Source organism: Vibrio sp. JZG120 (genome assembly GCF_053890955.1).
This window is the reverse complement of sequence record NZ_JBSRRK010000002.1, coordinates 428,620-455,540: the sequence shown is the minus strand read 5'-3', so window position 1 is coordinate 455,540 and position 26,921 is coordinate 428,620. Positions and strand designations below refer to the sequence as shown.

The following is a 26,921-nucleotide window of genomic DNA, read 5'->3' as shown; positions in this document are numbered from 1 at the left end:
GCCGCCAGCGTTCAATCTGAGCCATGATCAAACTCTTCAATTTAAGATTTTGTTCGGCTCAATGAATACTGAACATTACATAAGTAATGTTTGAATTGACTGTGCTCTTATTGGTTTTCACTTTTAAAAAGTGAAATAAAACAGCTCAAGGCTGCTTTCCAATTCGAATGGTCACTTCGTTTCATTGAAACCTAATTTGAAGCCGAAGCTTCTAATTGGATTATCATCAACGAGTGCCCACACAGATTGATAGGTCTATATTGTTAAAGAGCTTGCTTCGTAAGCTTTGCTATCGAAGTGGAGGCGTATTTTAAGGAATTAACTTTCAGTGTCAAACACTTTTTTAAATTAATTTTTAGAAGCTTTTCTTTCGCCTTGTTGCCAACCGCTTTTGCGTTTACGCTTTGCCCTGACAACGGAGGCGCATTATAGGGAGATGATTTTTCTTGGCAACCCCTTTTTAGAAAAAAAACTAAAAAAAAGCGTCGAATGATTAAATCTCACTCAAACGCTTATTTTTAGCACTCAGTTGTTAACTTCAAGTAGCAAATAGGCAATCAGTATGTGTCTACCCAGCTCTCTTTAAAGCTGGTGATATCAAGATCCAGTGATTGCGCCGCTTCGATTTGCTCAATTGCCTCTAATTCTTTATTTACACTATTCATCGTCAATGTGTTGTTGTCTAACTCAAACACTTGTTGTTGAGTTTTGTAATAGAACTTAAGCGTAGTGAGCGCTTTTACATCGTCATTGCTCGCGGCTGCTTTAATGCTTTTTAGTTTACGAAATATTTTATTGTGCAGTTGCTTGAGCTTCCAAACGTACAGCACCTCTTCCATGTATGGTCGAGTTTTAATTTGATTCAATAAAGAGAGGGAAGTTGCGACTGCGAGAACGACACCAATCAAATTCCAATGAAAGTTTCCCGTTGATTGTTCAGGTACGACTTCAGTGTTGCCAAACAAAACAATAAGCAAGGTACTAAAGGCAAGAGATGAGATAGCGAGCAACGCAACAAAACCGCCAATCACCAGGTTTACTTTCTTTTTATAAATGTCTTTATTTATCTTTTTGATTTCCATATACCGCTCCTAACAGGGTTGCCTCCTATTCTAACCAGCACACTCCGCACGACAATCGAAGCTTTGTAAGTAAGTTCACATTTACTATTAAACTCGCATCCCTTCCCTGCTTGGGTATATACTTCCGCGCATTCACTCTTCCTATATAGAGGCTAAATTCATGCGCTCTTTTGTTTTACGAGCTCGCGCGGCGCCAACCACCAGCAAAGCACTATTAGAAGGTGTTGGTAACGAGGCGCATACCGAGATCCTTGCTCATACCATGATGAACACCATGTTCGTGGCACAATCTCACCGTGAAGATGTGGTTGTCCACTTGGTATTAGAGAGCACGAAGGATTACTCGCGCACGATTACCATTCGTTCAAACGACATTACCAATATTGGTGGTTTTCACGAGTCAACGTTGATCGCTGCCGTTGCCCGTGCGTTAGACGCATCTGTTGGTATGGGTAAAGAGCAGCTTCGCGAAGTTGAACCGGGTATTACGGTTCGTACAGTAAGCTTCGAACGCTTGGTTCAAGAACTAGCCGAAGATCACCAGCTTTATATGTTGGACAAGAAAGGCGAATTTGTTCGTGACACAGAAATTGGTGAAAACCCATGTTTCTTGCTAACCGATCACATCCCGATGCCGAAGAAGTCGTTCAACAGCTTGAAGCGCCTAGGTACTGAGAAGATCAGCTTAGGTCCTAAGATGCTTTTCGCTTCTCAGTGTGTGGTATTGATCCACAACGAACTGGATATCCGCGAATTATAGTTATTCGCGTACACGTTGCTAGATGATGAAAGAGGACTCGATCGAGTCCTCTTTTTTGTTTCTGACTTTCTATGCCGCGCTTACTTACCGCCAATGCTCAATCGAGCAAAACGCACATCTGGCGCGAAGAAAGTGCGGCTATCATTAATAAGCTGCGTATCACCCACAGCTTCTACTTCTTGCAGCATCTTATAGAAGTTACCGGCTACCGTGATCCCACGAACTGGTTGAACGCGCTCTCCATCACGGCACAAGAAGCCACTCGCACCAAATGAGAAATCACCACTGACAGCATCTGCACCAGAGTGAACCCCTTGCAGTTCGACTAATTCTAGGTATTCACCTGCTTTGACTTCTGGCGCACTGCTGTTGCCTGTCGCAATCACTTTATGATTTGCCGATACGTCTAGGCTCGATTTTGCACTGCGAGATGCACTTGCCGTCGACACTGCACCCAAATAACTCGCTGTTTGGCTATTGTGCAATAGCGTATTCAGTTGGCCATTGGCGATCAACACATTGTTTTGAGTAGCAAAGCCTTCACTATCAAAACTTGCGATTGCCATACCATTTGGCATGTAAGCCGCATCGGTAAAGGTGATCAGTTCACTTGCAACGCTTTGACCAAGCTTGTCACCCAGTGGCGAGATGCCTTTCATCGCACTCACACCAGAAAACGCACTGCCGAATGCACCAAACAGGCTGCTTAAAGCATTGATGTGGAAAATGGCCGGATAGTTACCTGTCGCAACCGGAGCGCCTTCAAGAAGATCGCGAGCAAGGTTGTAACCGCCTTCTATACAATAAGCTGGATCCAACTCATCAAAACGGCGACCTAGCGACATTCTTCCCGCCATCGACTGTTTGCCGTCTTTTTCAAACAAGGTATACGCGTAACAAGTGAACGATCGCTCGAAATGTTGACATAACGTACCTTGAGTATTCGCGATGATGAGCTGAGTTTCACCGTCACTGTAACCATTGTATGGTGAGCTTGAAGCGTGAGGCAGAGCCACAACACCTTGCTCAAGCGCAAGGGACAGTTCAATTTTCTCATCGACCGATGTGGTATCGTCTTGCGCAATTTCTGCAATATCAGTGGTGATTTTGCTGTTTACGCAGCTGATGGTTTGATGCTCATCTTGCTTGGAAAAGCGAGCACTTTGCAGCGCGTTTGTGAGCATCAAATCTAAACTTGGTTGCTCTAGTGATTCAGAATAACTTGTCGCGACACGAGCATCTTTAATAACTCGAACACCCAGCACTTGACTTGAGCTTACTTTGTACTCATCCAGCTTGCCTTGGTTTGCTTTCAGCGAAAAGCTGCTGTTACGGTTCACAATCACGTCCGCTTCCGCACCTTGACGCTTTGCTTCTGATAGGACGTAATCAACCGCATTAAGAAGTTGTTGTTCTTGGCTCATTAGTTACCGCCTCCTACCAGAATATTATCTACTTTCAGTGTTGGCTGACCGACTGTTGTTGGTACTGAACCACTTACTGAACCACACATGCCCGGCGCAAGCGCCATGTCTTTGCCGACCATGCTGATTTCTTTCAACACTTTTGGACCCGTGCTGATCAGCGTTGCTGTTTTCAGAGGTTTGGTGATTTTGCCATTTTCAATGAGGTAAGCTTCACGAACAGCAAAGTTAAACTCGCCCGTTCCCGGTTGAACCGAGCCGCCGCCCATCTTCTTCGCATAGATACCACGTTCGATACCTGCCAGCATGTCGTCAAGTGAATGCTCGCCTTCTTCGATAAAGGTGTTACGCATCCGCGAGGTTGGTGCGAACTTGTAGTTCTGACGACGACCAGAACCCGTAGGCTCATAACCTGTCTTCATGCCACCCATTTTATCGACCATAAAGCTGGTTAGCTTACCGTCTTTGATCAATTGAGTTCGCTGAGTCTTCATGCCTTCGTCATCAACATGAATCGAGCCCCATTCGTTGGTCATGGTGCCATCATCGACAGCATTCACTGCAGTGTGAGCAACCATTTCGCCCATTTTGTCGTGGAATACGGACGCTTTCTTCGCAACCGAAGTGGTTTCGAGTAAGTGACCACACGCTTCATGGAAGATAACGCCGCCAAAGCCGTTACCAATTACCACTGGCATTTCACCCGATGGACAAGCATCCGCGCCAAGTTTCACTAACGCTTGCTGCGCGATAGTTTGACCCAGCTCTTTCGAATCAAGTTGTTCGCTGAACTCCCAACCAGCAAGAGCGCCAGGACCTTCCATACCAGAAGACTGCTCATTACCTTTTTGAGCAACGGTGTTACCCGCCACACGAATGTAGTGACGCGTATCGTCTACATGCAAACCTTCTGAGTTGAAGATAGACACTTGCTGCTCGCGCTGAAGCACACTACCAATGAACTGGCTGATGTACTCACTTTCTGCACGCGCAGCTTGGTCAACTTTCAATAGAAACGCGATTTTTGAATCTAAGTTGGCATCCTGACTTAACGGCATGCGGCAACCGTGTTGGATTGGGTAGCGGTTCAAATTTAAAGAACCTGCTGACGCGATTTGCTCACGCTTGTCTTTTGCCGCAAGCAATGAGGTTACGCGTTTTAGCTCGGCTTCGTCCGTGCTATTGGTGTATCCATAAAGCACTTTGTGACCGAAGAAGAGGCGAATACCGATACCAAAATCAATCCCCGAATTGATCTTGTCCACCTCACCAGATGCGATCTGGACGGTGTTAGTTTGATGATGTTCAACGAATAGTTCAGCGAAATCAGCCCCTAAAAAGAGAGCATGATCGATCACTGACTTCGCTGTTGCAGAATTAAGCATGAAGTCTCCTTGCTCGATGATCGTCTTAGCCTTCCTAATTAACTGTCGAAAAGTTCAACAAAGTTAAATTGGCAACGCGTTAAATTTTAACAGTTTTTTAACCTTGTTTTGTGCTAATCCTTGCTTAGCGAGACCACGATTATTTATTAAATATTCCAGGTTCAGCTCTTTCACCAGAGCGTTGCACTAGTAAATTCCACACGACGAACCATTTAGATGCTTACCCTATCACTCACCTCGCATAATTGAATACTCAATAATAATTACTCTCAAAAAACGTATCCCTTCCGCAATGGTCCTGCTATCATCCGAGCGAAATAGTCGGGGGGCCACGCGATAAGCGTTGGCTGAGATCGAGATTCGAGACCCGTTGAACCTGATTCAGTTAGCACTGACGTAGGGAACTATGCGCACTTTGCCTTTCGCCGCCCCTCTTAGGTAAGCGATAGCGATCGAAAAATCGATCTATCTGCAACGGTCAAAGTCAGTTCCTATACGTCTTGTAGTAGGAGCGACCATGACGCAGCAATCACAACCTCATTCACATCACACGCCAGCCTTGCCTACCCCTATCGTATTGACCATCGCGGGCTCAGACAGTGGTGGCGGTGCAGGTATTCAAGCCGACATCAAAGCGATGTCCGCAACCGGCAGTTTTGCTTGCTCGGTAATCACGGCGATTACTTCGCAAAATACCCAAGGCGTTTCTGCGATTTTCCCCATTCCTCTCGACCATGTAGAGAGCCAACTTGATGCAGTATTTACCGACCTCAACATCGTTGCAGTCAAAGTGGGCATGCTAGCCGACTCCAACATCATCAAAGTTGTTGCAGACAAAATTAAACAATACCAGCCAAAACACCTCGTGATTGACCCTGTAATGGTGGCCACCAGCGGCGATCTATTACTGGAACAGTCGGCAATCAGCACATTAAAAGAAGAGTTAATTCCACTGGCAGACATCATCACTCCTAACCTGCCAGAAGGTGCAGCATTGACGGGTAAGCCAGTGCCTCAATCAGAATCTGAAATGAACGATATGATTACCGACCTTCGTGCACTTGGTGCCAAAGCTATTCTGCTCAAAGGCGGTCATCTTGAAGAAAATGAAAACAGCAACGATCTGCTGATCATGCAAGACTGTGCCGAGTTAATCAGCGCCAAGCGTTTTCCGACCAAAAACACCCACGGTACGGGCTGTACACTGTCTTCCGCCATTGCGTCTTACCTTAGCCAAGGCAACAACCTACACAAAGCAGTGCACCTTGGTAAGCAGTACATCAGCCAAGCTATCGCACACGCTGATGAATTGGATGTCGGTAAAGGTCACGGCCCTGTGAATCACTTTTTTTCGGGTCATACTTATGTTCGCTAACGCGATTGGCATTCAGCTTTCCGACGCCAGTTTGCAATACAAAGACAGCCAAACACCGACTTTAGCGAAAGTGAACATGGTCATTCCTATCGGTCAATGGACGGTATTACTCGGGCGAAGTGGCTGCGGAAAAACCACGATATTGCGTTACTTAGCTGGCCTACTGGATAACCAAGTTGACTGGCATGGCGAACTCATCACAACCGATGGCGCCGCACTGCATGACCGTATCGCTTACATGGCTCAGCAGGATTTATTGCTACCGTGGCTTAACGTGCTGGATAACGTCTGCCTTAGCTCGCGCTTTTCTCACGCCAACTCAAATTCAGCGGATGATAAACAACGTGCTCTCAACTTATTAGAGCACGTTGGGTTGGCTGATTATGCTAACGCCAAACCCGCTCAACTCTCTGGAGGTATGCGACAACGCGTAGCCCTTGCTCGCACTCTGATGCAAGACAAACCTTTGGTTTTGATGGATGAACCTTTCTCGGCATTGGACGCCGTGACTCGCCACAAATTGCAAACTCTCTCAGCCGAGCTACTAAAGGACAAAACCGTTGTCTTGATTACGCACGACCCACAAGAAGCGGTGCGATTGTCACACCAACTCTATGTGTTGCAAGGCACGCCTGCTCAAGCGCAGCACTTGGTTGTTCCGGACTCCAAGCCACCAAGATCTCTCGATGGAGAGTGCGCAGCGCTACAGCAGGCGATTTTGGATCAGTTGGAGAAAGACTATGAGTGATATGACTCAGTACAACTCCGTTTCGGCGCGTATTAGTAAAAAGGAACGCGTAACTCATCCGGCGTTGCGTCTGCTGATCAGCGCAGCCGTGATCTTAGGTTTGTGGCAACTCATTGTAGTGGTGTTTGACATGCCAAGCTTCATCTTGCCTTCGCCAATTGAAGTATTGGATAGATTAGTCACTCGATACGACGTGCTACTCAAACACACTTGGGTAACGGCACAAGAGATCCTACTTGGCCTCGCACTCGGCTTATCGATGGGTTTGCTATTCGCTTTGCAAATGCTGATGTTCGAGCCGCTCAAACGCTGGCTATTGCCGATTCTTATCGCTAGCCAAGCCATTCCAGTATTTGCTATCGCGCCCGTGTTGATGCTGTGGCTCGGTTACGGCATCGCATCGAAAGTAGTAATGGCGGCGATCATCATCTTTTTCCCCGTCACGACATGTTGCTACGACGGTTTACGCAATACACCAACTGGTTACCTCGATCTTGCCAAAACCATGGGCGCATCGAAATGGCAATTACTGCGCCATATTCAACTACCTGCCGCCCTACCAACGTTAGCGTCTGGTATTCGCGTTGCCGTGGTTATTGCGCCGATTGGTGCCGTGGTAGGTGAATGGGTCGGCTCAAGTGAAGGCTTGGGCTATCTGATGCTCCAAGCTAACGCTCGCATGATCATTGATGAGATGTTTGCGGCGCTGTTTATCCTCGCCGCGCTGTCTATCGCACTCTATTTCACTACTGACAAATTACTGAAAAAAGCCATTCCCTGGGAAAACAAATAGGGAAAGAAAAAGGAAGAACCCCGTGAATAAAAACAAACTTATGAGCGCTGCTGCTCTGCTCGCTTCAATCGTTTCAACTAACGTACTTGCTGCCGAAAAGGAGCTTACTTTAATGCTGGATTGGTTCGTTAACCCGAACCATGGCCCTATCGTGATCGCACAAGAGCGCGGCTACTTTAAACAGCAAGGTTTGAAGGTCAATATCCAAGAACCCGCCGACCCAAGCACTCCACCCAAACTAGTTGCGGCTGGCAAAGTCGATATGGCGATTTCATACCAACCTAGCCTGACCATCGACGTAGCGGCTGGCTTGCCATTAATTCGCTCTGCGACCTTGATTGCTACTCCCCTCAACACATTGATGGTGTTGGATAACGGTAAGAACGATAACCTTGGCGACCTTAAAGGCAAGAAAATCGGTATTGCTATCGCAGGTAACGAAGAGGCGACAATCGGCACCATGCTTACGCAGGAGAACGTGAAGTTTTCTGACGTGCAAATCATCAACGTCGGTTGGGCTCTCTCTTCCTCTCTCGCATCCGGTAAAGTAGACGCTATTTGGGGCGGCTTGCGTAACTTCGAAACCAACCAACTTGCGCTAGAAGGCTACAAAGCCAAAGCCTTCTTCCCAGAAGAACACGGCGTACCAGCGTATGACGAACTGGTGTTTGTGGCGAATGCAAAAACCTATGACAAAGCGGCTATCAAAGCGTTCAACAAAGCGCTGGAGCAAGCGACCACTTACATCGTCAACCATCCTAAAGAGTCTTGGAAAGAGTTTGTCGCTTACTCGCCAGACACACTAAACAACGAGCTCAACCAACGCGCTTGGAATGACACGTTAACTCGTTTCGCGCTTCGCCCATCAGCAGTCGATCTAAAACGCTATGACGACTACGCCGAGTTCATGTATTCACAAAAAATCATCAAAACACTGCCAAAAGCGAAAGATTACGTACCGAGCTTTGACTAATTCTACTGACCTTAGGATCTCAGCCTAGGGTCTTTTGATAACGAGATACCCATAATGAAATACCAAGATTTGATCGACGCTTGCCGCCAAGATTGGCAAGAATACACAGAGCATGCCTTCGTGCAGCAATTGGCCAAAGGCACACTGGCTCAACCTTGTTTTCTGCATTACTTGAAACAAGATTTCTTATTCCTAAAACAGTACGCGCGAGCTTATGCGCTGGCAATCTACAAAGCACGTACGTTAGACGACATGCGCCGCGCACTACCAAGTGTACATGCACTTTTAGATTCAGAGATTGCCCACCATGTTACCTACTGCGGTCAGTGGGGATTGACGGAATCTGATCTCGAAAACGAGCCGGAAGATTTTGGCACGGTGGCTTACACGCGCTACGTATTGGATGCGGGAATGACGGGCGACTTAGTTGACTTGTATGCCGCGCTCGCCCCTTGCTCCATCGGCTACGCCGTCATTGGTAAAATGCTGATTGAAGATGAAAACACGGTATTCGAAGGCAATCCTTACGCAAGTTGGATTAACTTGTACGGCGGTGAAGAGTTCCAATCTGGCGTGGCAAGTGGGGCCGAACACTTTAACCAGCTACTGGCTGAAATAGACATCCACAGCCAGCGCGGTCAAAACCTAATTCAGGTCTTCAAAACCGCAACGCGTATGGAAGTGGCGTTTTGGCAACAAGGTCTAAACGCGCAATAAGGTTAATTGGAGAATCTCATGTTAATAGAACAAATCACTCAAGCATTAACCGCAGTGCGTCAGCAAAAGCCTTTAGTCGTGAACATTACCAACTACGTGGTGATGAACAACACGGCGAACGCTTTGTTGGCTATCGGTGCTTCGCCAATCATGGCGCATTCAAAGCAAGAAATGGCAGAAATGATGTCGTTTGCTGGCGCTTTGGTGATCAACATCGGCACCCTAGACAGCGTTTGGACGCCGCGCATGAGCTATGCCGTCGAGCAAGCCAACTCGAACGGTAAAATCGTTGTGCTCGACCCTGTCGGTTGCGGTGCAAGTTCACTACGTACCGAAACCTCGCGCGAAATCGCCCGCCTTGCAAACAAGTTAATCATTCGTGGTAATGCGTCCGAAATCATTGCTCTCGCTGGTGAGCAAGCGCAAAGCAAAGGTGTAGATGCACTCGACAGTAGTGATGCAGCCCTTGGGGCGGCTCACTTCTTAATTGAAGAATATGGAGCGAGCGTGGTGATCTCCGGCGAAACTGACTACATCGTGACAAAAGAGCAAACCGTCCAGTTGAATAATGGTCACGAGATGATGCCATACGTAACGGGCATGGGCTGCACACTGACGGCACTGACTGGCGCTTTCGCAGCAATCGGCGACGAAACGGGCCTTGCTGCGGCAGCGGTGCTTGGCGTTGTGGGTGAAATTGCGGCTGAGCAAGCGCGAGGGCCTGGTAGCTTGCAAATGCATCTTTTGGATGAGCTTTACCAACTGGACGAAGAAACACTGGCAACACGTCTTAAATTACAAGTGAGATAAATCACTTCTCAATGCTTTAAACGCCTCTCACTCCAAAGACAGTGGGAGGCAAAAGGAAACATAATGAACGCCTATCGTTTGTATTTGGTCACCGACGACCAACAAGATTTATCCACTCTCAAACACGTTGTAAGAAAGGCGGTAGAAGGTGGGGTAACCATGGTACAGGTACGCGAAAAACATGGTGACGTTCGTGCATTTATTGAACGAGCTCAAGCCGTAAAGACGGTCCTTGAAGGCACTGACGTCCCGTTAATCATCAATGATCGTGTTGATGTTGCCCTTGCCGTCGATGCCGATGGTGTTCACCTCGGGCAGTCAGACATGCCAGCAGAGATCGCTCGTCAATTGATTGGCCCAAACAAGATTCTAGGCTTGTCGATTGAGACTGAAGAGCAGTTGGCAGAGGCGGATTCTCTGCCCATTGATTACATCGGTTTGAGTGCCATCTTCGCTACACCAACCAAAACCAACACCAAAAAACACTGGGGTATTGAAGGTTTGAAGATGGCGCTGAACACCACGTCTTTACCAATCGTCGCTATTGGTGGCATCAACGAAACCAACATTCCTGCCCTGAGTGCGACAGGTGTGCATGGTTTGGCTTTGGTTTCTGCCATTTGTCATGCAGAAAACCCAACCAAAGCAGCAGAATACTTACGTTCTCTGATGGATTAAGACCCCAACGCTTAAGGATGAGCGCCTTTACCCTCCGGATAAATGTCATCAATTCATCACTCAGCCTTCATTCTCTCGTCAAATTGACAAAGCGTTGATAAGTTTTTCACGCCAGATAACGTAAGATAAGCCCCTTATTTCACGTGGTTGAATAACCCTCAATAAAAACAAAACGCTCTCAATGAAAACCAAAAAATATGGATTGATGATGCTCGCCTTGTTTGTTCTTGGCATCATCCCAATGTCGCTGTTTGGCTCTTATCACAATCTCACTTCACAGGTGCCTGAAAGTCTGGGTATTACTTTTACTTTGCTCACAGATTCTGCTGGCAGCAAAGGCTTTTTAATTACCTTAACGCTGCTACTGCTTTCTTTATTTCGCTTTAAACCAAGTCGCACTGAGTGGATGCAAAAACTCTCAATGTTAGGGCTGTTACTTGTGATTGGCTTTGCCAGCAAAACGGGGCTAAAACTGATGACAGAAAGCCCGCGCCCATACACGGAATTGCTCGCAGCAGAACAATTGATTGAAACACCAGAAACGTTTTATCAGTTAGATACAAAACAACAAGCCAACGTAATTAACCAGATTTCTGAACGAGTCAGTGATTGGCGGACGCGCCATTGGCAAGGCGAGAAAGACTATTCTTTCCCATCCGGCCATACGATTTTCGTTTCGATTTGTTTGGCTTTCTTTGGTGGGTTGTTCTTACAGAACAAGTGCTATATCTCTGCACTGTCATTATGGATGTGGGGAATGAGCGTAGCATATAGCCGCTTATGGCTGGGCATGCATCGCCCTGAAGATTTAATAGGCTCAGTCTTGTTTGTCGCGATTGTATTTACTTTACTCCCGACATTTCAGATTAAGAAACAGATGCCGTTTGTTTCTCTTGCTTCGCGCTAATGTGAACGATTACTAGATAAAAAAGAAGCCAGCGATTCGCTGGCTTCTTGCTTTCAAGCGCTACTTTTTTCTAGCCATTTTTTGGTGGTTCAAACGCTGTTAGTTCTAATTCTGGGCCAGTGTATTTTTCAATACGAACCAGTGCCGAGTTCGCCGCACAGCCGTTTGCAAGTCGAGAGGTCGGAATATCCAACGTTAACACGTTACAACCGCCGTTCTTACAAATGCCGGTTTTCGGATCCAAATCCGGCCAACCGCCTTCATGAATACATACTGAACCTTGCTTGATTCGGTCAGTCACTTCCGCGCCAACCAATACTTGACCACGGTCGTTAAACGCACGAACTAGATCGCCCGTTTTAATACCACGCGCTTTCGCATCTTCAGGGTGAATCCAAATAGGTTCACGGTTTGCAATTGCGTACTCTTCGCGAATCTTCGCGTAGTTAAACTGGCTGTGTAGACGATGCGCTGCGTGCGCGGTCATTAGCTGCAACTCGCCATCTTTTGCATTGCCGGTGTACTCGGTTGGTGCCATCCACGTAGGGTGAGGAGGACAGTCTTCCAACTGGTAACCTTCAATGGTTTTCGAGAAGATTTCAATCTTACCACTTGGCGTACCTAGCGGGTTCATGATCGGGTCTTCACGGAAATCCGCGTAACGAACAAACTGTGCGTTCTTCTCGTTCCACTTCATCTCGATCAGTTGGTTATCCTCCCAGAACTTGCTGAAGTTCGGCATTGCTACGCGAGAGCCACGGCCACCTTGTTGCGCCACCTTGTAGAAGCCGTACAGCCATTCCATTTCGGTTTTGCCTTCGGTGTACACATCACGTCCACCCGGTGCTAGCATCTCCGCCATGTCCGCGAATACATCGAAGTCATTACGCGCTTCACCTTGCGGCTCAACCACTTGCTTCATTGGCACCAAGTGTTGGTTACTGTAGTCACCCGTCATCGTTAAGTCGTTGCGCTCGAACGATGTGGTGATTGGTAGGACAATGTCCGCGTGCTTCGCAGCCGCTGTCCAGTAAGGTTCTGAAATCACGATCAGTTCAGGCTTTTGCCATGCTTTAATCAAGCGGTTGGTGTCTTGGTGGTGAGTAAAGTTCGCACCACCTGCCCACCAAATCATCTTGATATCTGGGAACGTCAGTTCATGACCGTTGTGATGGTAGGATTGACCTGGGTTTTCCAACGCCTCGACAATACGCGCCACAGGGAAGCTTTGCACCGCGCCAGACACCGCCCAGTCGTTACCCGCAGAAGAGCCGCCACCCAGTGATGCTGAAATCGCAGGAAGCACGCCAGCGTCACGAGCAGGGTTACCACCGTTTGAGTAGTGGTAAGAGAAACCAAAACCACCGCCCGGTAAACCGATTTGACCCAACATCGTTGCCAGTGTAACCAGCATCCAGTGACGCTGTTCACCGTATTGTTGGCGCTGCATGCCCCAACCCGCCATCAGCATGGTGCGGTTTTTACTAAAGATGTCAGCCAGTAGCTCAAGTTGCTTCGCAGGTACGCCACAGATTTGCGATGCCCACTCCGCTGATTTTTCTACGCCGTCTTCTTCGCCCATCAGGTACGCTTCAAATTTGTCGTAACCAGCGGTGTATTTATCGAGGAAGGCTTTATCGTGCTTACCTTGTTTCACCAAGGTGTGTGCGATACCCATCATCATTGCCACGTCGGTCATTGGGTGAGGAGCAATCCACTCCGCATTCTCGCCAAAGAACTCTATGGTTTCAGAACGAATAGGGTCAATCGCAATAACCGTCTTGCCTGATTTTTTCAATTGATGGAAGAACTCAAGCCCCGCGCAGTCTGTTGAACTCCACGCGATTTTTAGGGTGTTGATCGGGTTTAAGCCCCAAAGCACAACCACATCACTGTGCTCTAGCACCACTGGATACGTGGTTTGTTGCTCGTACACTTCGATAGAGCCCACAACGTGCGGCATGATGATCTGCGCAGCACCCGTTGAGTAGTCACCCAAGTGGCCTGAGTAGCCGCCTGCCATGCTCATGTAACGTTGCAGCAAGGTCTGTGCTTTGTGCAGCACGCCACTTGAACGCCAGCCGTAAGAGCCAGCAAACACAGAAGCTGGGCCATATTCTTTACGAATGCGCATGTGCTGTTCGTGGATCAGCTTGTAAGCCTCATCCCAAGACACACGCACAAACTCATCACTACCGCGCACACCTTCTGGCGACGATGGGTTTGCCAAGTAGCCTTTACGTACCATTGGGTACTTCACACGCGCCTTGGTATGCACTTGGTCAGGCCCAGTAGTTTGTAGACTATTTGGTACAGTTTGTGGCAGAGCATTAGTGGTCGATACTAGCTTGCCATCTTTCACTTCACATAACATTGGGCCCATGCGGCCCGCAGTCAAAATGCCCTTACCACGCTGGTTTGAAGACGCAATAGACATAGGCGCAAAAGAAGTAAATGCCATGGCGCCAGCCGCCAGACCTGTGCCTTTTAGAAATCCACGACGGGTTAAATTAGTCATAATCTTATCCTTCTATTTATCGTTAGTGACCAACCACATCTTTCGCGTGGTGCTGGAAGAACTTAGTAAGAATTTCTAGGTTTTCGGCAGTGATGTCTGTTCGATCACCCATACTCTTCGCCACTGGTCCCCATGCGTTCACCGTGAAGTGATTTGAAGGAATTTTCGCGTGACAAGTTGCACAATAAACGTTGTCTAGCTCTTCTGCGTATGACCAAACTGGGTCAAGCGTATCTACAACAGGAGAATCGATCGTGCCTGTTAGTGACACTGCGCGCCATTCGTTGCCGTAAACGTCGGCCTTAAACTCACCGCCCTCAAGAGCTTGCTGACCTTGCTCGGTTAGCGTTGCTACGATGGCACGTTGACCTTCACCCATGTACAGCACTTGCTCTGCGCCTTTCATTTGGAATGCGTCCAACTTAACAGTACGCTCATCACCTTCAGAGCTGATTACTTCTAACTTCGTCGTTGGGTTAATTTTACCCATCTCACCCATTGCGATTTCAGTCACAGGATAAACGACTCTGGCACCAGGTGATGTTTTTGTGGTGAAGCTCATCAACGTTTCAAATGCCTTGCTGTCTAGCTCAGCTTCTGGTGCAAAGTGAGCAACGCCTTTGTGACAATCGATACACGTTTGATCGTTCGCTTTTGCGTACTCGTGCATTTTCGCTGCATCGCGAGATTGCTCAAATTCTTCCATCGCGTCAAAGTCGTGGCAAGAACGGCACGTTGCAGAGTCGTTTTCACGGAACTGCTCCCACACCATCTCCGCAAGCTCTTTGCGGTGCGCTTCGTATTTTTCTGGCGTGTCGATCTTGCCAGTCACGAACTCATGGTAGATGTCTTTCGATGCACGAATCTTCGTGATCAGGTAGTCCATCGGTTCTTGTGGGATGTGGCAATCAGAACACTCGGCACGAATGCCTTTCGCATTACTGAAGTGCACTGAGCCTTGGTACTCTTTGTAAGGGATTTCCATAGAGTGGCACGAGAGACAGAACTCAGTATCAGAGGTGTAATGCATTACCGCTGCAGTACCACCTAATGTTAACCAGCCCACACCAATGCCGGCAGCAACCAGCAGTGCAACATATCGTTTTTTTATTGACATAATTAGCAACACTTCCAAATAAAATGTAATTATAGATCGCAAAATACTACTTTATGGGTAGTTCTCTCTTGATCCACATCATTTCCGTGTTGCTCTATGTGTCTCAAGTATGAAATTTCGTTATTTTCATCCCACAAATGAATATTCAGTAAGAATTCATTCCCCAACTAGACATTCACCACACAAATCACTTTTGTAAGTGCAACCGTTTGATTAAAGAGATAAGAGGATGAGAAACTGGCTCTCTACATAAATGCTGTAAGGACACGCATGTCAGTTTATATTGAGACTCACCGAAGCCGATTAAGACCTATCGAAGCCAGCGATTGGGAACTATTTCAGCGATTACATTCCGAACCAGAGATCATTGAGCTCTGTTTTGATCGCCCGAGCGAAAAACAAATAAAAGAAAAATTTGCTTCGCGATTATTACCATGGACACCAGACAGTCAGCACTGGCTTTGCCTCGTCATACTCGATAAGCAATCTGAACAACCGATTGGCGTCACTGGCCTTGCCATTGAAGAAGGTAACGCAGAGGTGGGTTACTTACTTTTTCCTGAATTTCATGGCCGACAGTTTGGAACAGAAACCCTTCAAGCGCTTCTAAATTGGGCGAGAGCAACACATTACATCGACCGCTTTTCCGCTACGGTCACTGAAGGGAATATTGCTTCAGAGCGTGTTCTCATGAAGTGCGGATTCGAGCTATCTGAAGTCATTCCTGACGCATACCAAATTGGCGACAAGCGTTACGCCGACAAAATCTACTCGCTACAAAATTAAGGATGTATTTTGAATAAAGTAGTCATCGTTACTGGCGCAAGCCGAGGCATTGGAGCCGCAACAGCGAAAAAACTGGCCGAGCAAGGCTATGCCGTGTGTGTTAATTACCGTGCGCAAAGTGAAGCAGCTCACCAAGTGGTCAGAGACATACAAGCAAATGGCGGAAAAGCGATCGCCGTTCAAGCAGATGTATCTGACGAGCAACAAGTGCTCTCCTTGTTTGATGAAACAGAACGTGAATTTGGTGCAGTGACGCACTTGGTCAACAACGTTGGCATTCTATTTACTCAGTCACCGTTGGCGGAAATCAGCTTGGAACGCTTTCAGAAAGTAATGAACACTAATGTAAATAGCTGCTTTCTCTGTTGTAGAGAAGCGGCGAAGCGATTCAGTACTGGTGGCGCAATTGTGAATGTTTCTTCTGGGGCATCACGCTCAGGCGCGCCATTTGAATATGTCGATTACGCCACATCAAAAGGCGCAATGGATACCTTAACCAAAGGGCTATCGCTTGAATTGGCAAACCGAAATATTCGCGTCAATGGCGTTCGACCTGGTTTCATTTACACCGATATGCACGCCGATGGTGGAGAACCAAACCGAGTGGATAGGCTCAGCCCTCAAATACCACTGAAACGGGGCGGTACGGTAGAAGAAGTGGCGAATGCGATCGCTTGGCTACTCAGTGATGAAGCTTCTTATGTTACAGGCTCTTTTATCGATCTTTCAGGCGGTAAGTAAAATGGAAGTCAACATTCGACAAGCAAGTCCCGACGATTTGGATGCAATTTTTGAATTAAACCTACAAATCAACGCACTGCATTTTGCCAATGCGCCTGAAGCTTTTGTAGCACCTTCGGAAGACGACCGAGCGTTCCTCACTCAGGCTCTCGAGAATGATGAACGCTTGTTTTTAGTCGCAGAACATGAAAAGGAGGTAGTCGGCTTTTTAACCGCGATGATCACTCAGAATGAAACCGTCAGCTTTCTGATAAAAGATCCTATTTGTCGAGTAGGAACGATTGTTGTCGATGAGGAGCAAAAACAACAAGGCATCGGTCGCCAACTACTTGAGGCTTGTGAGCAATGGGCGCGCGATGCCAATGCTACACAAGTTCGATTAGAAGTGATGGAATTCAATCAACCAGCACAGCGGTTTTACGACAAGCAAGGTTTTAAAACTAACTCACGCATTATGCTGAAACATTTGTAACGATAACAACAATTAAGCGCTTTTCACGACTAAAGCCACCTAAATCGCATTTATCGATGCAATTTATCCCCTGATTTTAGAAAAGACGATATGATGTGCGGATAAAGGAGATTCGAACATGATTTATCTTTTCGATTGGGGGAACACCTTAATGGTGGATTTCCCTCACGCACAAGGAAAAATGTGCGATTGGGAACACGTAGAAACGATTCCTCTGGCCAAAGAAACACTGGTAACACTTTCCCAAAATCATGCTATTTACATCGCGACCAGTGCGTCTGATTCCAACATGGAAGAGGTTCAGCGTGCATTCGTCCGCGTCGACTTAGACCAGCACTTAAATGGCTACTTTTGTTTTGCCAATCTCGGCATCGCTAAAAACCAACCTGAGTTTTATCTTGCTATCGCAAAACAGCTAGGGGTTAACGTGAGTGAGTTAACTATGATTGGCGACTTGCCTCATAAAGACATTTACCCTGCAATGCAAGCTGGCGTAAATACGATTTGGTTTAATCCAACAGGAGCCAATGCGCCAGCCGATCCCATTCCGAACCAAATTCGCTGTTTATCTGAACTCGTACCTTAACCATCACTAACCTGCACTAATCAAGGAAGATGAATGCAAATCAGACCCATCCAGGTAAGCGATATCGAGCGCTTTACCGAACTGTGGAACCGAGTCTATGCCGAAGGTAAATACCTGCGCAGTCCGGCTCCAGATAAAGACACCCTGACCAATATTTTACGTCGCGTAGAACTTGAATCGATTCCTCAATTTGTTGCTTTGGACCATCACGTTCTGATTGGTAGTGTAGAGATTTTTCCTGCCGAACTGTGCGGTTATGAAGGCGGTCAACTCACTAGCACAGGCATTTTAGGTATTCATATCGATAGAACATTCAGAGGAAAAGGGCTAGGTAAGCAGCTATTGTCTGTCGCACTTAAAAGTGCCTGGGAATATGGTTACGACACCATTGTACTTAATGTTTATAAGGACAACCTTGCCGCGATAGCGTTGTATGAACGATTTGGATTTGAGCACCGTGGTGAACTAGGAGAAGTCACTCTCCCCAATGGCGAAGTGTTGATGAGTCAGAAGATGATGTTAAGCGCGCCTAACAACCCTCAGTAACGTGCCCTCGGACGATAGACTCTGTGGATGCTTGATTTACATAATAGAAATAGCATGCCTCTTCTGCCAAGGTATACCCTTGCGGCCAAATGTACACCACCCGATCAAGACCTGACTGGTCGACAAATTGATAATCGGGAATAGACACAAAGTGGGTACTATTTGGGTGTTGCTGACCAATAATACAAAAGTCACTGCCTTTGCAGGGAACATCAATTTTGGACACGCCACTCTGCGGCAAATCGATTTCTAATAACGCGCCAATGCTATTGGCGCTCGCTTCTGGCATACCGCTTAAGGTTTTTACGTTCCTATCAATATAGTGGACTTGGTTTTGCTCGGCGGCATTGTCTATCGCCACTCGGGCGTTAAAAAATTTAAGCGCGGTACCCAATGACGAATTGGAACTGTGTAACATCGACGCATAGGCTTGGCGATGAATGTGGAGTAGTGTTGGCAACGCAGCCAAAGCGATGAAAGCCAAAGTGGCGAGCACTATGGTGATTTCCATCAGCGTAAATCCCTTTAATCTCACTTTTTTATCTCAGCAGAATGAATGGTCGTTTGCCTCACATCCATGTGAGACCTTGCCAATATATCGCTGATTTAAAACGTTTAAAGCCCTAGTAGATGACAAACAAGAGTCATGGGCCAAAGTTGAGACCGCTCGCCAAGTTAATATGCAAACGCACACATTTATGTGTCAATTTTAGGACTTTATTTATCAATCACTTATTTACTGAAGTAGATTACCCGAGTAGTGGAACGTTATTACGAACAAGTCCGCGACGTACGTTAGTGCACATCTTCCCGAAACGACGGATCTCATCAAACTGCGGAATCACACCCCGCTCCATTGCCGACTCCCAATAAGTAACCTCTGAATCGACCATTTCTAATAATTTCTTTGGACAACCGATGCACTGCCCTTCCGGCCCACACACAAAAGTTTCCGGTTCGTAAATCGGTAGCTCAGCTTTTACTTGCTCGATGATATTACGCATCGCGGTCATTCGATCTGGCTTTAACGTCATCACTCTGCTCCACGGATTAAGATGAAGCAGAATTGTACTCACTGGCACGTGAATGTCCCTACCCAATTTAGGTATATTCTGTTTGAACCGATTTTTTTATCGTCAGCTCTGGCTTTTTAACCACTAGATAGACCGCCGTGGCCGCTAATGCAAAGCCAGAAATGCCCATCCAATCAAACGACTCACCAAACGCGAGCCAAGCTTGAATCGCGGTTGTTGGCGGCACTAGGTAAAACACAGACGCCACACTCGAAGACGCGCCATTTCTCACCATGTACAGCAGCAGTAGGATAGCCACACAAGAGAGCACGACGACCAACCACAAGACGGTTAAAATAAACTCCAGTTCCCACTGAACTTGCATGGTTTCAAACTGCATCGCAACAGGCAGAAACATGATGAGTGCGGCCAAATATTGCACCATCGCACCACCAACCATATCCACCTGTTGGCAATGTTTTTTCTGATACAGCGTCCCTAACGTGATACCAACCAAAGACAGTAAACAGACTCCAATGGCTAAGAACTTATGTTGCTCAGACTGCCACTCCATGTTTCCCATCAGCACCATAGCGATGCCGACAAAGCCTAGAGCCAAACCCAACCATTGCGAGGGTTTAAATTCCTCACGAACAAACACCACCAGCAAAGCCGCGGTTAAAATCGGCTGAATGCCCACCAACAACGAACTCAGCCCGGCAGGCATACCCAAATCAATAGCGAAATAAGTGCCGCCTAAATAGAAGCCATGGATCAACACACCCACCACACAGCTGTGCCAGAAATCGCTTCCTGTCGGCAACCTTCTACGCAATACCGCCACAAGAACCAAAAACAGTAAGACATTGAATGCCATACGGATAGAAAGTAGTGTCGCTGGCTCGGCATACTGCAAACCAAAACGCGCACCAACAAATCCAGAAGCCCAAAGGATGACAAATACAAAAGGGATGGCTCGGATTAACATGATCGCCTCACTCACGCTTGTTTTATGTTTTGAGATACTGTTAATGTAATTAGGTACAGTGTTTTCAAAAAGTGACAGATGGAAGTGTTTTTATGGGTACAGATTTATTGGAAAGCGGTGAAGGGAATAAGTACCTCGTGGTGGAAAAGCACCTTAAACAAGCCATCAATGGTGGCGTTTATCAGGCGGATGATCGACTGCCCTCCATTCGCTCGTTGAGCCAAGAATTAAACGTCAGTAAAAATACCGTGATTCGTGCGTATCAAGAGCTGGAAGCACAAAACTTGGTTTACTCGGTTCCCAAATCGGGTTATCGAGTTAAAGTCGCCTTGCCGACTTCTCGCTCAATTCCGGATCCGACTCGCGTGGATTTGCTCTCGATCTGCAAAGAAATCCTCACGTACCCTGAATACCAAGAGCGTTTGCCCGCTGGCTCTGCCCACCCAAATATTGATTCCCCCGCGATCAAAAGCTTGTACGCCGAGATTGGCCGCCACAGCCGCCAGCAAACGCATGTACCGAGCCATTACCAATTGCCACCCGGTGATCACCTCTTAATCAAACAACTGGCGAAAATCACACAAGATTTGGGCACGCCAGCCAAGTTGGATGAGATCATGGTGACGCACGGCGCGCAACAAGCCATTAGCCTAGCGCTGCGCGCAACGACACAAAAAGGCGATATCGTCGCGGTGGAGTCCCCTTGCTATTTTGGCAACTTATTGATGCTAGAATCACTCGGCCTCAAAGTGGTGGAAATTCCGAGTTGCCCACGCGACGGTATGTGCCCCGAAGCCTTAGCAAAAGCAATGGCGACATGGGACATAAAAGCGATCATCGTAACGCCAAACTTCACCAATCCAACTGGTGCCATGATGCCGCTAGAAAAGCGCCAGCAATTGCTCTTGGCATCTGGCAATATTCCTATTATCGAAGACGATGTGTTTGGCGGGTTAGGTTATGACAAACCATTATCAAGCTTGAGCTTGCTCGATGACAAGCAACGCGTAATTTACGTGAATTCGTTATCCAAAACGCTCGATTCGCGTTTGAGAATTGGTTGGATGTTAGCGGGGCGATATCGAGATCAAATTGAGCAATATCTACTGTGTGAAAACATGGGCAGTTTGAACCTAATGCAATCAGCCGTGGCAACGTTTCTAACGTCCGGTAAGTATCGAACGCATACTGCGCGAATGGGTCGGGTTTATCAAAACAACATGCGCCGATTTATCCAGATGCTTCATCAATACTTGGATGAATACGAATCTCTAAAAAATCGATACCAGATCAACGCCGTGCAAGGTTCGTTCTTGCTTTGGTTGCGCCTGCCCAAAGAAACGGACAGCTATGCGTTGTATCAAGCGTGTAATCAACACAGAATCAGCCTACTTCCCGGTACCGTATTTGGCACTCAAGGGCAATATCGACATTGCGTGCGCCTCAGCGTGGCAAACTTTGGTAGTGAAACCGATTGGAGTCACGCGATGCAAACACTGGCAAAGTTGATAGCAAAGCATGTCTGTTAACTCGCTCTTAATAAATGAACTTATGCCCGCATACGTAGACTGGTAACAACAAAAAACTCCACGCAAAGGTGGAGTTTTCTCGTATCGTTATCGCCCTCAGTGCGACTTAATTTGCCACATTCTCGCGACGTTTTCGGCTAAATTGGCAACGTTGACGTCGGCCTCTTTCATGGCCTCAGGTAAGCTCATCGCCCTTGGTACACAAGCAAACACCGCATCAATGCCGCACTCATAAACCGCCTGATAGTTGTCGCCCACACAGCCTGCTAATGCAATGACTGGTAAATTACACTGCTTAGCCACCTGAGCAACGCCCATCGGCGTTTTGCCATGTGCGGTTTGATGATCGATTCGACCCTCGCCTGTGAATACAATATCCGCATCCGCAACATGCTGAGCAAGCTTGACCGTTTCAAGCACAATCTCAATTCCCGGTTGCAAACGTGCCGGCGTGTACCCGAGCAAGGCCGCCCCCATACCACCAGCAGCACCTGCGCCTTCACGCGTCAGTACGTGCTTACCCGTCGCTTGTTCCGTCAACTCGCCAAACTTGCGCAATGCGTTATCGAGTAGAGCGACGTCTGACGTCGTCGCTCCCTTTTGCGGGCCAAAGATAGCCGACGCGCCTTTGTCGCCACAGAGTGGGTTGTCAACATCGCATGCTACCAACACTTCACAAGTTGCTAAACGTGGGTCAAGACCAGAAATATCGATGGAGGCAAGCGCCGCTAACCCGCCTCCATTTGGGGTAATTGCATGACCAGATTCATCAAGAAACGTTACCCCTAACGCGGTCAACATGCCCACGCCACCATCATTAGTAGCGCTGCCGCCCAAACCAATGATTAAGCGTTGAATACCGCGGTCTAGCGCGTGTTTGATCAGCTGTCCGGTACCAATGCTACTGGTCAGTTTTGGGTCGCGAGCGTCACTCGGCACAAGGTGCAGCCCACTGGCCTCCGCCATTTCAATAACCGCGGTTTCGCCGTCGCCGAGGATGCCATAAAACGCTTCAACATCATTCCCTAATGGCGCGGTCACCGTTGTGAAGACTTGTTCGCCTTGAGTTGCATCAATCAAAGATTGAACCGTGCCTTCGCCACCGTCTGCGACCGGAACCGTAACAAGCTCAGCATCATGCCATACGCGAGCAAGACCCGTTTTGATCGCCTCGCTCACTTGTTTGGCGGTTAAGCTTTCTTTAAATGAATCAGGTGCAATTACCACTTTCATACGTATTTCCAGAGACTTATAAGAGAACGAGGCTCAAAATGTACACCAATGCCATTGCCGTGACACCTTGAACGAGCGTAGCCATGGTTTGCGCGCGGTACGCTAAGCCCACCGACATGCGACTAAACTGCGAAACTACCCAGAAGAAACTGTCGTTTGCATGAGAAACCGTCATCGCACCTGCACCGATCGCCATCACCGTTAATACGCGGCCCATTTCTGAATCGAGCCCCAATTGCGTAAGCATAGGCGCAACCAAAGCCGATGTGGTCACCAATGCAACCGTTGATGAACCTTGCGCCGATTTTAGCGCAGCCGCAACGATAAATGGCATGAAAATACCCACGCCCAGCGCCGATAGCGTCGTACCTAAGTATTCACCTAGCGGCGTGGCTTTTAATACCGCGCCAAATGCACCACCCGCACCGGTAATCAAAAGAATAGGCGCAGCAGCCGTAATACCTTGGCTGATTCGCTCGCCAAATTCTTCAATCTTGTTGTCTGACTTGAGTAAGCGAACAGAAAGGAACAGGCCAATCACCAATGCCGTTAGTGGCTGTCCTAAGAAAGTCAGAACATCAAACACAAAACCTTCGCCCAACGGTAAGCTTGGGAATTTCGCGATAGAGCCAAAACAGATCAATAAGATAGGAACAAAAATAGGAGCGAATGCTTGGCTCGCCGTTGGCAATTTGCCGTAAGACGCTTTGAGTGCTTGCCAGTCTTGCTGAATTTCATCTGCGGCTTCAATGCCATCTGGTTCAACATGTTGGAATCGGTTCGCCCACAGCATACCCGCTAACGCCGCAACCGCTGCAACAAACACACCCACACCAATCACTAAACCAAGGTTAGATTCCAGGCCTAAGTTACCCGCAGCGGCAATCGGGCCAGGAGTTGGCGGCACAAACGTGTGCGTCGCGTATAGGCCAGTAGCCAACGCTACACTCATCGCAACGCTTGAGGTTTTTAAACGCTTCGCGAGTGATTCTTTGAGCGAGTTCAGAATGACAAAGCCTGAATCACAAAATACCGGAACAGAAACGATGTAACCGATGATGCTCATAGTCAATGTTGGGAAACGCTCACCCAACACTTTAATAACCGTATCGGCCATGGTGATCGCCGCACCACTTTTCTCCAAAATAACACCGATGATGGTACCTAAAACGATAACCAAGCCAATGTAACCAAGGATGCCGCCAAAGCCAGAAGCAATGGTTTTGGCAATGCTATCTGCCGGTAAGCCGTAAGCAAATGCCGCAAGGAACGCCGCGATGATCAGCGCTAAAAAGGGATGTAATTTGAATTTGGTGGTCGTGAGCACAATAAATGCGATCACCCCGAGCAGGATTAATATAAGGTTCATGATAACTCCATTTATTCTTATTTTGCTGAGCGAGTCCGTGTTGGCTCACTCAACATGTAGGGACGCATGAATTATTAATCGTTTGCTTTCGAATTCCTTTAGGCGGAGTGACAAATGATGTGGTCAAAAAATGACGCGTATTGTGCAAATGCACAATATCACGCCATTTTTGAGAGCCGAGTCGCAATATAAAGCTCCGCTAACCCCACAAAATTGGTGGTTGGCAGCCCTGTTATCTCGGTGATTTTTTCTAACCGATAACGCAGAGTGTTCCGGTGAATAAACAGCATTTTAGAGCATTCCGTCACATTGCCATTGCATTCAAACAACGCATCTAGGGTTTTCAGTAATTGCCCAGATTTGTCTTTCTCTTTCAACCGTTTCACGCCATCAATAATTTGTTCACCTTGCCAAATATCCGCCAACGGCGCTAACAGCACAGGCAAACGAAGTTCATCGAACAGGTACTTACGTTTCTCTGGGTAGAACTGCTTGCCAATGGCTAATACCTGCTTTGCGCTTTGGTATGACAACGCGACATCTTTAGGTTCATTAAACAACTGCCCTAGCGCAATGTGAAACGTATGCGAATCGTGATCGCTTAAACGCGACATCAACTTATCAATGCGTTCACTTTCGATTTGGCTATCCCATTGCTTGGCGGAATGACACGGTTTCAGCACCACAATTTCATTCACTGAGACAATCGCAACTAGGTTGTTACGCTCTGGGTATTCAAGCAACTCAACAATATTGCGCACACTCTTCATGCTTTTAGAGGCGGACGGCGTCGAGACTTCAATCACCGTTGCCACCCGTGGTTGAGTAACATCGATAGAAAGACGCATCGCCCAATCTTTCAGCTCTTCATCGGTCAATTTGCCATTGATCCAAGCCAGAATAAACTCTTCACGATGACGTCTGTCCCACTGAAATTTTTCCACCAGCGCAGCTTGCTCGATTGTTAGTTCAGCGGTCATTTTAACCAGTTTGGCGAAATCTCGAATTTTCTCGGGCTCGCCTGTGACACCAACAATACCGACCACGTCTCCATGCAATTTCAACAGCATATTGATTCCGGGTTTGACACCCTGCAACGTCAAACATTGCTGCTCATTCAGCTCTAGCGAATCGCCGTGATTCAACGCCAATACCGCGCCATCATGCACTTGCCCAACGCGTTTGGGATCGCCACTGCCAATGATGATGCCTGCGGAGTTCATCACATTTACGTTGTGACCAATGATGGACATGGTTCGATCGACAATTTGCTGTGCTAGGGAGTGGTCGAGAATAACCATTTCGATTTTCCAGATTGACAATTTAATCATTCAATAAATCACAAATAGCCAACTGTCGCGACGATACAGTTAAAAATAACTGAAGCAGCTCAAAGCATTACTCAATTAACCACACGATAAAAATGGATTAAACCCTCATTTTGAGCTGAGAGTTATATACTTAAAACAAAGGTCACCGATGCATTCGTCACTGTGCATCGATACCGCTCGTCTACCTACAGAGGAGGAAACAACATGGAATTACGTAATAAATCGGGTGAAGTCGCAAAAATTGCAGATAACCTCACATTAAAGGAAATCACAGAAATGGGCTACACCGTAGATTTATGCGATGAAGCATTTGACCCCGGTGAGCATTGGAAAGCGGAAGGTAAAACGCAAGGTATGGGCGAGTACCCAGAGGAGTAAACGTCCTGACGGGCCAGCGCACAAAGCGCTCCATAAACAGAAAAACCGAGCGACTTAACGCTCGGTTTTTTACTTTTGAACTTCTTGAATAAACAAGCCCATATCTTCAAGGTAATTGCCGTTTGAGCATCCCCAATCGGTGACTTCAATCAGCTCGGTAACTAACTGTCCAGATTCATCATTTTGTACTCGCTGCACAAACGCTTCAAAGCGTTCTAACTGCGCCTGAGTTTTAATGCCATGCACAGCATATTCTACAAGCAAGCCGTTGTATGTCTGCCAGCGCTGTTCACCTGAAACATCACTGCTTAAAATTACGGAGCACTTTTGTTGAATGTTCTCAATGGCATCCTTTTTAGGAGCCGTCACTGACGAACATCCCGCTAAAACCACTCCTAGCGTCAGCAACGTTACTTTTGCTTTATTTATCATTTCGTTTCCGCTTTGTACGACTGCAACAAGAAATTTTATAAATTGTATACCATCAGCGCCCAAACGTAAGGCGCGCCACAACAAATAACCTACTAACCATTTAAAATGTAAACAAATAGTAAAATCACGTTTACGCGATGCAAAATCGACAAATGAGATTGTCGCTCCTTTCTCGCGGCCAAGCGTGCAATAATCAACTGTCTACATAACGAAACCATTTGAAGGATCAA

At 47.2% G+C, this 26,921-nt stretch carries 28 protein-coding genes and 1 riboswitch; of the genes, 16 read left to right on the top strand and 12 right to left on the bottom strand.

Annotation, left to right across the window (positions count from 1 at the left end):
* Nucleotides 1-557 precede the first annotated feature (557 nt).
* A complete protein-coding gene (locus ACWPOD_RS07895; protein ID WP_145534167.1) occupies nucleotides 558-1,082 on the bottom strand; it encodes a DUF3087 domain-containing protein in 525 nt (174 codons plus the stop codon).
* Between the two features lie 160 nt (nucleotides 1,083-1,242).
* Here ACWPOD_RS07895 and trmY point away from each other — a divergent pair, with 160 nt between their 5' ends.
* Entirely contained in the window at nucleotides 1,243-1,842 is a 600-nt protein-coding gene (gene trmY, locus ACWPOD_RS07890; RefSeq protein ID WP_134646416.1) for a tRNA (pseudouridine(54)-N(1))-methyltransferase TrmY, read from the top strand.
* 80 nt (nucleotides 1,843-1,922) lie between these two features.
* On the opposite strand, the gene ACWPOD_RS07885 is transcribed toward trmY, so the two are convergent.
* Together ACWPOD_RS07885 and ACWPOD_RS07880 are read right to left on the bottom strand one after the other, a co-directional pair.
* On the bottom strand, nucleotides 1,923-3,266 hold the full coding sequence (locus ACWPOD_RS07885) for a TldD/PmbA family protein (protein WP_167427181.1): 1,344 nt from the start codon (nucleotides 3,264-3,266) through the stop codon (nucleotides 1,923-1,925).
* Nucleotides 3,266-4,651 carry a TldD/PmbA family protein gene (locus tag ACWPOD_RS07880; RefSeq protein WP_046875568.1) on the bottom strand — a complete coding sequence of 462 codons (1,386 nt, stop codon included), beginning with the start codon at nucleotides 4,649-4,651 and terminating at the stop codon, nucleotides 3,266-3,268. The genes ACWPOD_RS07885 and ACWPOD_RS07880 overlap by 1 nt, the downstream gene beginning before the upstream one ends.
* A 312-nt stretch (nucleotides 4,652-4,963) precedes the next feature.
* Nucleotides 4,964-5,071: riboswitch (TPP riboswitch) on the top strand.
* Nucleotides 5,072-5,168: 97 nt separating this feature from the next.
* On the opposite strand from ACWPOD_RS07880, the gene thiD reads away from it, so the two are divergent.
* From thiD to ACWPOD_RS07840, 8 genes are all read left to right on the top strand, one after another.
* A complete protein-coding gene (gene thiD / locus ACWPOD_RS07875) occupies nucleotides 5,169-6,026 on the top strand; it encodes a bifunctional hydroxymethylpyrimidine kinase/phosphomethylpyrimidine kinase (RefSeq protein WP_161445034.1) in 858 nt (285 codons plus the stop codon).
* On the top strand, nucleotides 6,016-6,774 hold the full coding sequence (locus ACWPOD_RS07870) for an ABC transporter ATP-binding protein (protein WP_053809665.1): 759 nt from the start codon (nucleotides 6,016-6,018) through the stop codon (nucleotides 6,772-6,774). Before thiD ends, ACWPOD_RS07870 begins: the two co-directional genes overlap by 11 nt.
* Nucleotides 6,767-7,567 carry an ABC transporter permease gene (locus ACWPOD_RS07865; RefSeq protein WP_005391855.1) on the top strand — a complete coding sequence of 267 codons (801 nt, stop codon included), beginning with the start codon at nucleotides 6,767-6,769 and terminating at the stop codon, nucleotides 7,565-7,567. The genes ACWPOD_RS07870 and ACWPOD_RS07865 overlap by 8 nt, the downstream gene beginning before the upstream one ends.
* Nucleotides 7,568-7,589: 22 nt before the next feature.
* Entirely contained in the window at nucleotides 7,590-8,540 is a 951-nt protein-coding gene (locus ACWPOD_RS07860; protein WP_167427179.1) for an ABC transporter substrate-binding protein, read from the top strand.
* Nucleotides 8,541-8,594: 54 nt separating this feature from the next.
* Nucleotides 8,595-9,257 (top strand): thiaminase II, encoded by a 663-nt coding sequence (tenA, locus tag ACWPOD_RS07855; protein ID WP_006740999.1) that lies wholly within the window; start codon nucleotides 8,595-8,597, stop codon nucleotides 9,255-9,257.
* Nucleotides 9,258-9,275: 18 nt separating this feature from the next.
* Complete coding sequence (gene thiM / locus ACWPOD_RS07850) at nucleotides 9,276-10,067, top strand: hydroxyethylthiazole kinase (protein WP_005391861.1); 792 nt, start codon at nucleotides 9,276-9,278, stop codon at nucleotides 10,065-10,067.
* Between the two features lie 63 nt (nucleotides 10,068-10,130).
* Nucleotides 10,131-10,745 (top strand): thiamine phosphate synthase, encoded by a 615-nt coding sequence (thiE, locus tag ACWPOD_RS07845; RefSeq protein ID WP_167427178.1) that lies wholly within the window; start codon nucleotides 10,131-10,133, stop codon nucleotides 10,743-10,745.
* Between the two features lie 181 nt (nucleotides 10,746-10,926).
* Nucleotides 10,927-11,652: a phosphatase PAP2 family protein gene (locus tag ACWPOD_RS07840; RefSeq protein ID WP_167427177.1), complete on the top strand. Its 726-nt coding sequence runs from the start codon at nucleotides 10,927-10,929 to the stop codon at nucleotides 11,650-11,652.
* 70 nt (nucleotides 11,653-11,722) lie between these two features.
* Here the strand turns inward: ACWPOD_RS07840 and ACWPOD_RS07835 are convergent, their stop codons facing one another.
* Nucleotides 11,723-14,170, bottom strand: a complete 2,448-nt coding sequence (locus ACWPOD_RS07835; RefSeq protein WP_456231749.1) for a trimethylamine-N-oxide reductase 2 — start codon at nucleotides 14,168-14,170, stop codon at nucleotides 11,723-11,725.
* 22 nt (nucleotides 14,171-14,192) lie between these two features.
* A complete protein-coding gene (locus ACWPOD_RS07830; RefSeq protein ID WP_085344579.1) occupies nucleotides 14,193-15,287 on the bottom strand; it encodes a NapC/NirT family cytochrome c in 1,095 nt (364 codons plus the stop codon).
* A gap of 270 nt (nucleotides 15,288-15,557) precedes the next feature.
* Between ACWPOD_RS07830 and ACWPOD_RS07825 the strand changes: the two genes are divergently transcribed.
* The 5 genes from ACWPOD_RS07825 to ACWPOD_RS07805 all read left to right on the top strand — a co-directional run bounded on the left by ACWPOD_RS07825 (nucleotide 15,558) and on the right by ACWPOD_RS07805 (nucleotide 18,418).
* Nucleotides 15,558-16,073, top strand: a complete 516-nt coding sequence (locus tag ACWPOD_RS07825) for a GNAT family N-acetyltransferase (RefSeq protein WP_456231748.1) — start codon at nucleotides 15,558-15,560, stop codon at nucleotides 16,071-16,073.
* Nucleotides 16,074-16,082: 9 nt separating this feature from the next.
* Entirely contained in the window at nucleotides 16,083-16,814 is a 732-nt protein-coding gene (locus tag ACWPOD_RS07820) for a glucose 1-dehydrogenase (RefSeq protein ID WP_167427174.1), read from the top strand.
* A gap of 1 nt (nucleotide 16,815) precedes the next feature.
* Nucleotides 16,816-17,286 (top strand): GNAT family N-acetyltransferase, encoded by a 471-nt coding sequence (locus tag ACWPOD_RS07815; protein WP_134646394.1) that lies wholly within the window; start codon nucleotides 16,816-16,818, stop codon nucleotides 17,284-17,286.
* A 118-nt stretch (nucleotides 17,287-17,404) separates the two neighbouring features.
* Entirely contained in the window at nucleotides 17,405-17,872 is a 468-nt protein-coding gene (locus ACWPOD_RS07810; protein ID WP_203347731.1) for an HAD family hydrolase, read from the top strand.
* Nucleotides 17,873-17,905: 33 nt separating this feature from the next.
* Nucleotides 17,906-18,418, top strand: a complete 513-nt coding sequence (locus ACWPOD_RS07805) for a GNAT family N-acetyltransferase (protein ID WP_203347732.1) — start codon at nucleotides 17,906-17,908, stop codon at nucleotides 18,416-18,418.
* On the opposite strand, the gene ACWPOD_RS07800 is transcribed toward ACWPOD_RS07805, so the two are convergent.
* The 3 genes from ACWPOD_RS07800 to ACWPOD_RS07790 all read right to left on the bottom strand — a co-directional run bounded on the left by ACWPOD_RS07800 (nucleotide 18,402) and on the right by ACWPOD_RS07790 (nucleotide 20,419).
* Nucleotides 18,402-18,929, bottom strand: coding sequence for a hypothetical protein (locus tag ACWPOD_RS07800; protein WP_054866721.1), 528 nt, complete (start codon nucleotides 18,927-18,929; stop codon nucleotides 18,402-18,404). The two genes, ACWPOD_RS07805 and ACWPOD_RS07800, sit on opposite strands and share 17 nt — an antisense overlap.
* 238 nt (nucleotides 18,930-19,167) lie before the next feature.
* Nucleotides 19,168-19,452, bottom strand: coding sequence for a hypothetical protein (locus ACWPOD_RS07795; protein ID WP_047009765.1), 285 nt, complete (start codon nucleotides 19,450-19,452; stop codon nucleotides 19,168-19,170).
* 67 nt (nucleotides 19,453-19,519) lie between these two features.
* Entirely contained in the window at nucleotides 19,520-20,419 is a 900-nt protein-coding gene (locus tag ACWPOD_RS07790) for a DMT family transporter (RefSeq protein WP_268978478.1), read from the bottom strand.
* Nucleotides 20,420-20,511: 92 nt separating this feature from the next.
* Between ACWPOD_RS07790 and ACWPOD_RS07785 the strand changes: the two genes are divergently transcribed.
* Entirely contained in the window at nucleotides 20,512-21,948 is a 1,437-nt protein-coding gene (locus ACWPOD_RS07785) for an aminotransferase-like domain-containing protein (RefSeq protein WP_456231747.1), read from the top strand.
* Nucleotides 21,949-22,044: 96 nt separating this feature from the next.
* Here the strand turns inward: ACWPOD_RS07785 and ACWPOD_RS07780 are convergent, their stop codons facing one another.
* From ACWPOD_RS07780 to ACWPOD_RS07770, 3 genes are all read right to left on the bottom strand, one after another.
* Nucleotides 22,045-23,181 (bottom strand): glycerate kinase, encoded by a 1,137-nt coding sequence (locus tag ACWPOD_RS07780; RefSeq protein WP_456231746.1) that lies wholly within the window; start codon nucleotides 23,179-23,181, stop codon nucleotides 22,045-22,047.
* Between the two features lie 16 nt (nucleotides 23,182-23,197).
* Nucleotides 23,198-24,550 (bottom strand): GntP family permease, encoded by a 1,353-nt coding sequence (locus ACWPOD_RS07775; protein WP_258497718.1) that lies wholly within the window; start codon nucleotides 24,548-24,550, stop codon nucleotides 23,198-23,200.
* A 158-nt stretch (nucleotides 24,551-24,708) separates the two neighbouring features.
* Nucleotides 24,709-25,851, bottom strand: a complete 1,143-nt coding sequence (locus ACWPOD_RS07770; protein ID WP_005460816.1) for a sugar diacid recognition domain-containing protein — start codon at nucleotides 25,849-25,851, stop codon at nucleotides 24,709-24,711.
* 234 nt (nucleotides 25,852-26,085) lie between these two features.
* Between ACWPOD_RS07770 and ACWPOD_RS07765 the strand changes: the two genes are divergently transcribed.
* On the top strand, nucleotides 26,086-26,259 hold the full coding sequence (locus tag ACWPOD_RS07765) for a hypothetical protein (protein WP_005391896.1): 174 nt from the start codon (nucleotides 26,086-26,088) through the stop codon (nucleotides 26,257-26,259).
* Between the two features lie 69 nt (nucleotides 26,260-26,328).
* On the opposite strand, the gene ACWPOD_RS07760 is transcribed toward ACWPOD_RS07765, so the two are convergent.
* A complete protein-coding gene (locus ACWPOD_RS07760; RefSeq protein WP_456231745.1) occupies nucleotides 26,329-26,691 on the bottom strand; it encodes a hypothetical protein in 363 nt (120 codons plus the stop codon).
* Between the last annotated feature and the right edge of the window lie 230 nt (nucleotides 26,692-26,921).

Excerpts from the sequence above, each read along its gene's own strand:
- ACWPOD_RS07895 (WP_145534167.1), bottom strand. The coding sequence starts at position 1,082 with ATGGAAATCAAAAAGATAAATAAAGACATTTATAAAAAGAAAGTAAAC.
- trmY (WP_134646416.1), top strand. The coding sequence starts at position 1,243 with ATGCGCTCTTTTGTTTTACGAGCTCGCGCGGCGCCAACCACCAGCAAA.
- ACWPOD_RS07885 (WP_167427181.1), bottom strand. The coding sequence starts at position 3,266 with ATGAGCCAAGAACAACAACTTCTTAATGCGGTTGATTACGTCCTATCA.
- ACWPOD_RS07880 (WP_046875568.1), bottom strand. The coding sequence starts at position 4,651 with ATGCTTAATTCTGCAACAGCGAAGTCAGTGATCGATCATGCTCTCTTT.
- thiD (WP_161445034.1), top strand. The coding sequence starts at position 5,169 with ATGACGCAGCAATCACAACCTCATTCACATCACACGCCAGCCTTGCCT.
- ACWPOD_RS07870 (WP_053809665.1), top strand. The coding sequence starts at position 6,016 with ATGTTCGCTAACGCGATTGGCATTCAGCTTTCCGACGCCAGTTTGCAA.
- ACWPOD_RS07865 (WP_005391855.1), top strand. The coding sequence starts at position 6,767 with ATGAGTGATATGACTCAGTACAACTCCGTTTCGGCGCGTATTAGTAAA.
- tenA (WP_006740999.1), top strand. The coding sequence starts at position 8,595 with ATGAAATACCAAGATTTGATCGACGCTTGCCGCCAAGATTGGCAAGAA.
- thiM (WP_005391861.1), top strand. The coding sequence starts at position 9,276 with ATGTTAATAGAACAAATCACTCAAGCATTAACCGCAGTGCGTCAGCAA.
- thiE (WP_167427178.1), top strand. The coding sequence starts at position 10,131 with ATGAACGCCTATCGTTTGTATTTGGTCACCGACGACCAACAAGATTTA.
- ACWPOD_RS07840 (WP_167427177.1), top strand. The coding sequence starts at position 10,927 with ATGAAAACCAAAAAATATGGATTGATGATGCTCGCCTTGTTTGTTCTT.
- ACWPOD_RS07835 (WP_456231749.1), bottom strand. The coding sequence starts at position 14,170 with ATGACTAATTTAACCCGTCGTGGATTTCTAAAAGGCACAGGTCTGGCG.
- ACWPOD_RS07830 (WP_085344579.1), bottom strand. The coding sequence starts at position 15,287 with ATGTCAATAAAAAAACGATATGTTGCACTGCTGGTTGCTGCCGGCATT.
- ACWPOD_RS07825 (WP_456231748.1), top strand. The coding sequence starts at position 15,558 with ATGTCAGTTTATATTGAGACTCACCGAAGCCGATTAAGACCTATCGAA.
- ACWPOD_RS07815 (WP_134646394.1), top strand. The coding sequence starts at position 16,816 with ATGGAAGTCAACATTCGACAAGCAAGTCCCGACGATTTGGATGCAATT.
- ACWPOD_RS07810 (WP_203347731.1), top strand. The coding sequence starts at position 17,405 with ATGATTTATCTTTTCGATTGGGGGAACACCTTAATGGTGGATTTCCCT.
- ACWPOD_RS07805 (WP_203347732.1), top strand. The coding sequence starts at position 17,906 with ATGCAAATCAGACCCATCCAGGTAAGCGATATCGAGCGCTTTACCGAA.
- ACWPOD_RS07800 (WP_054866721.1), bottom strand. The coding sequence starts at position 18,929 with ATGGAAATCACCATAGTGCTCGCCACTTTGGCTTTCATCGCTTTGGCT.
- ACWPOD_RS07795 (WP_047009765.1), bottom strand. The coding sequence starts at position 19,452 with ATGACGTTAAAGCCAGATCGAATGACCGCGATGCGTAATATCATCGAG.
- ACWPOD_RS07790 (WP_268978478.1), bottom strand. The coding sequence starts at position 20,419 with ATGTTAATCCGAGCCATCCCTTTTGTATTTGTCATCCTTTGGGCTTCT.
- ACWPOD_RS07785 (WP_456231747.1), top strand. The coding sequence starts at position 20,512 with ATGGGTACAGATTTATTGGAAAGCGGTGAAGGGAATAAGTACCTCGTG.
- ACWPOD_RS07780 (WP_456231746.1), bottom strand. The coding sequence starts at position 23,181 with ATGAAAGTGGTAATTGCACCTGATTCATTTAAAGAAAGCTTAACCGCC.
- ACWPOD_RS07775 (WP_258497718.1), bottom strand. The coding sequence starts at position 24,550 with ATGAACCTTATATTAATCCTGCTCGGGGTGATCGCATTTATTGTGCTC.
- ACWPOD_RS07770 (WP_005460816.1), bottom strand. The coding sequence starts at position 25,851 with ATGGTTATTCTCGACCACTCCCTAGCACAGCAAATTGTCGATCGAACC.
- ACWPOD_RS07765 (WP_005391896.1), top strand. The coding sequence starts at position 26,086 with ATGGAATTACGTAATAAATCGGGTGAAGTCGCAAAAATTGCAGATAAC.
- ACWPOD_RS07760 (WP_456231745.1), bottom strand. The coding sequence starts at position 26,691 with ATGATAAATAAAGCAAAAGTAACGTTGCTGACGCTAGGAGTGGTTTTA.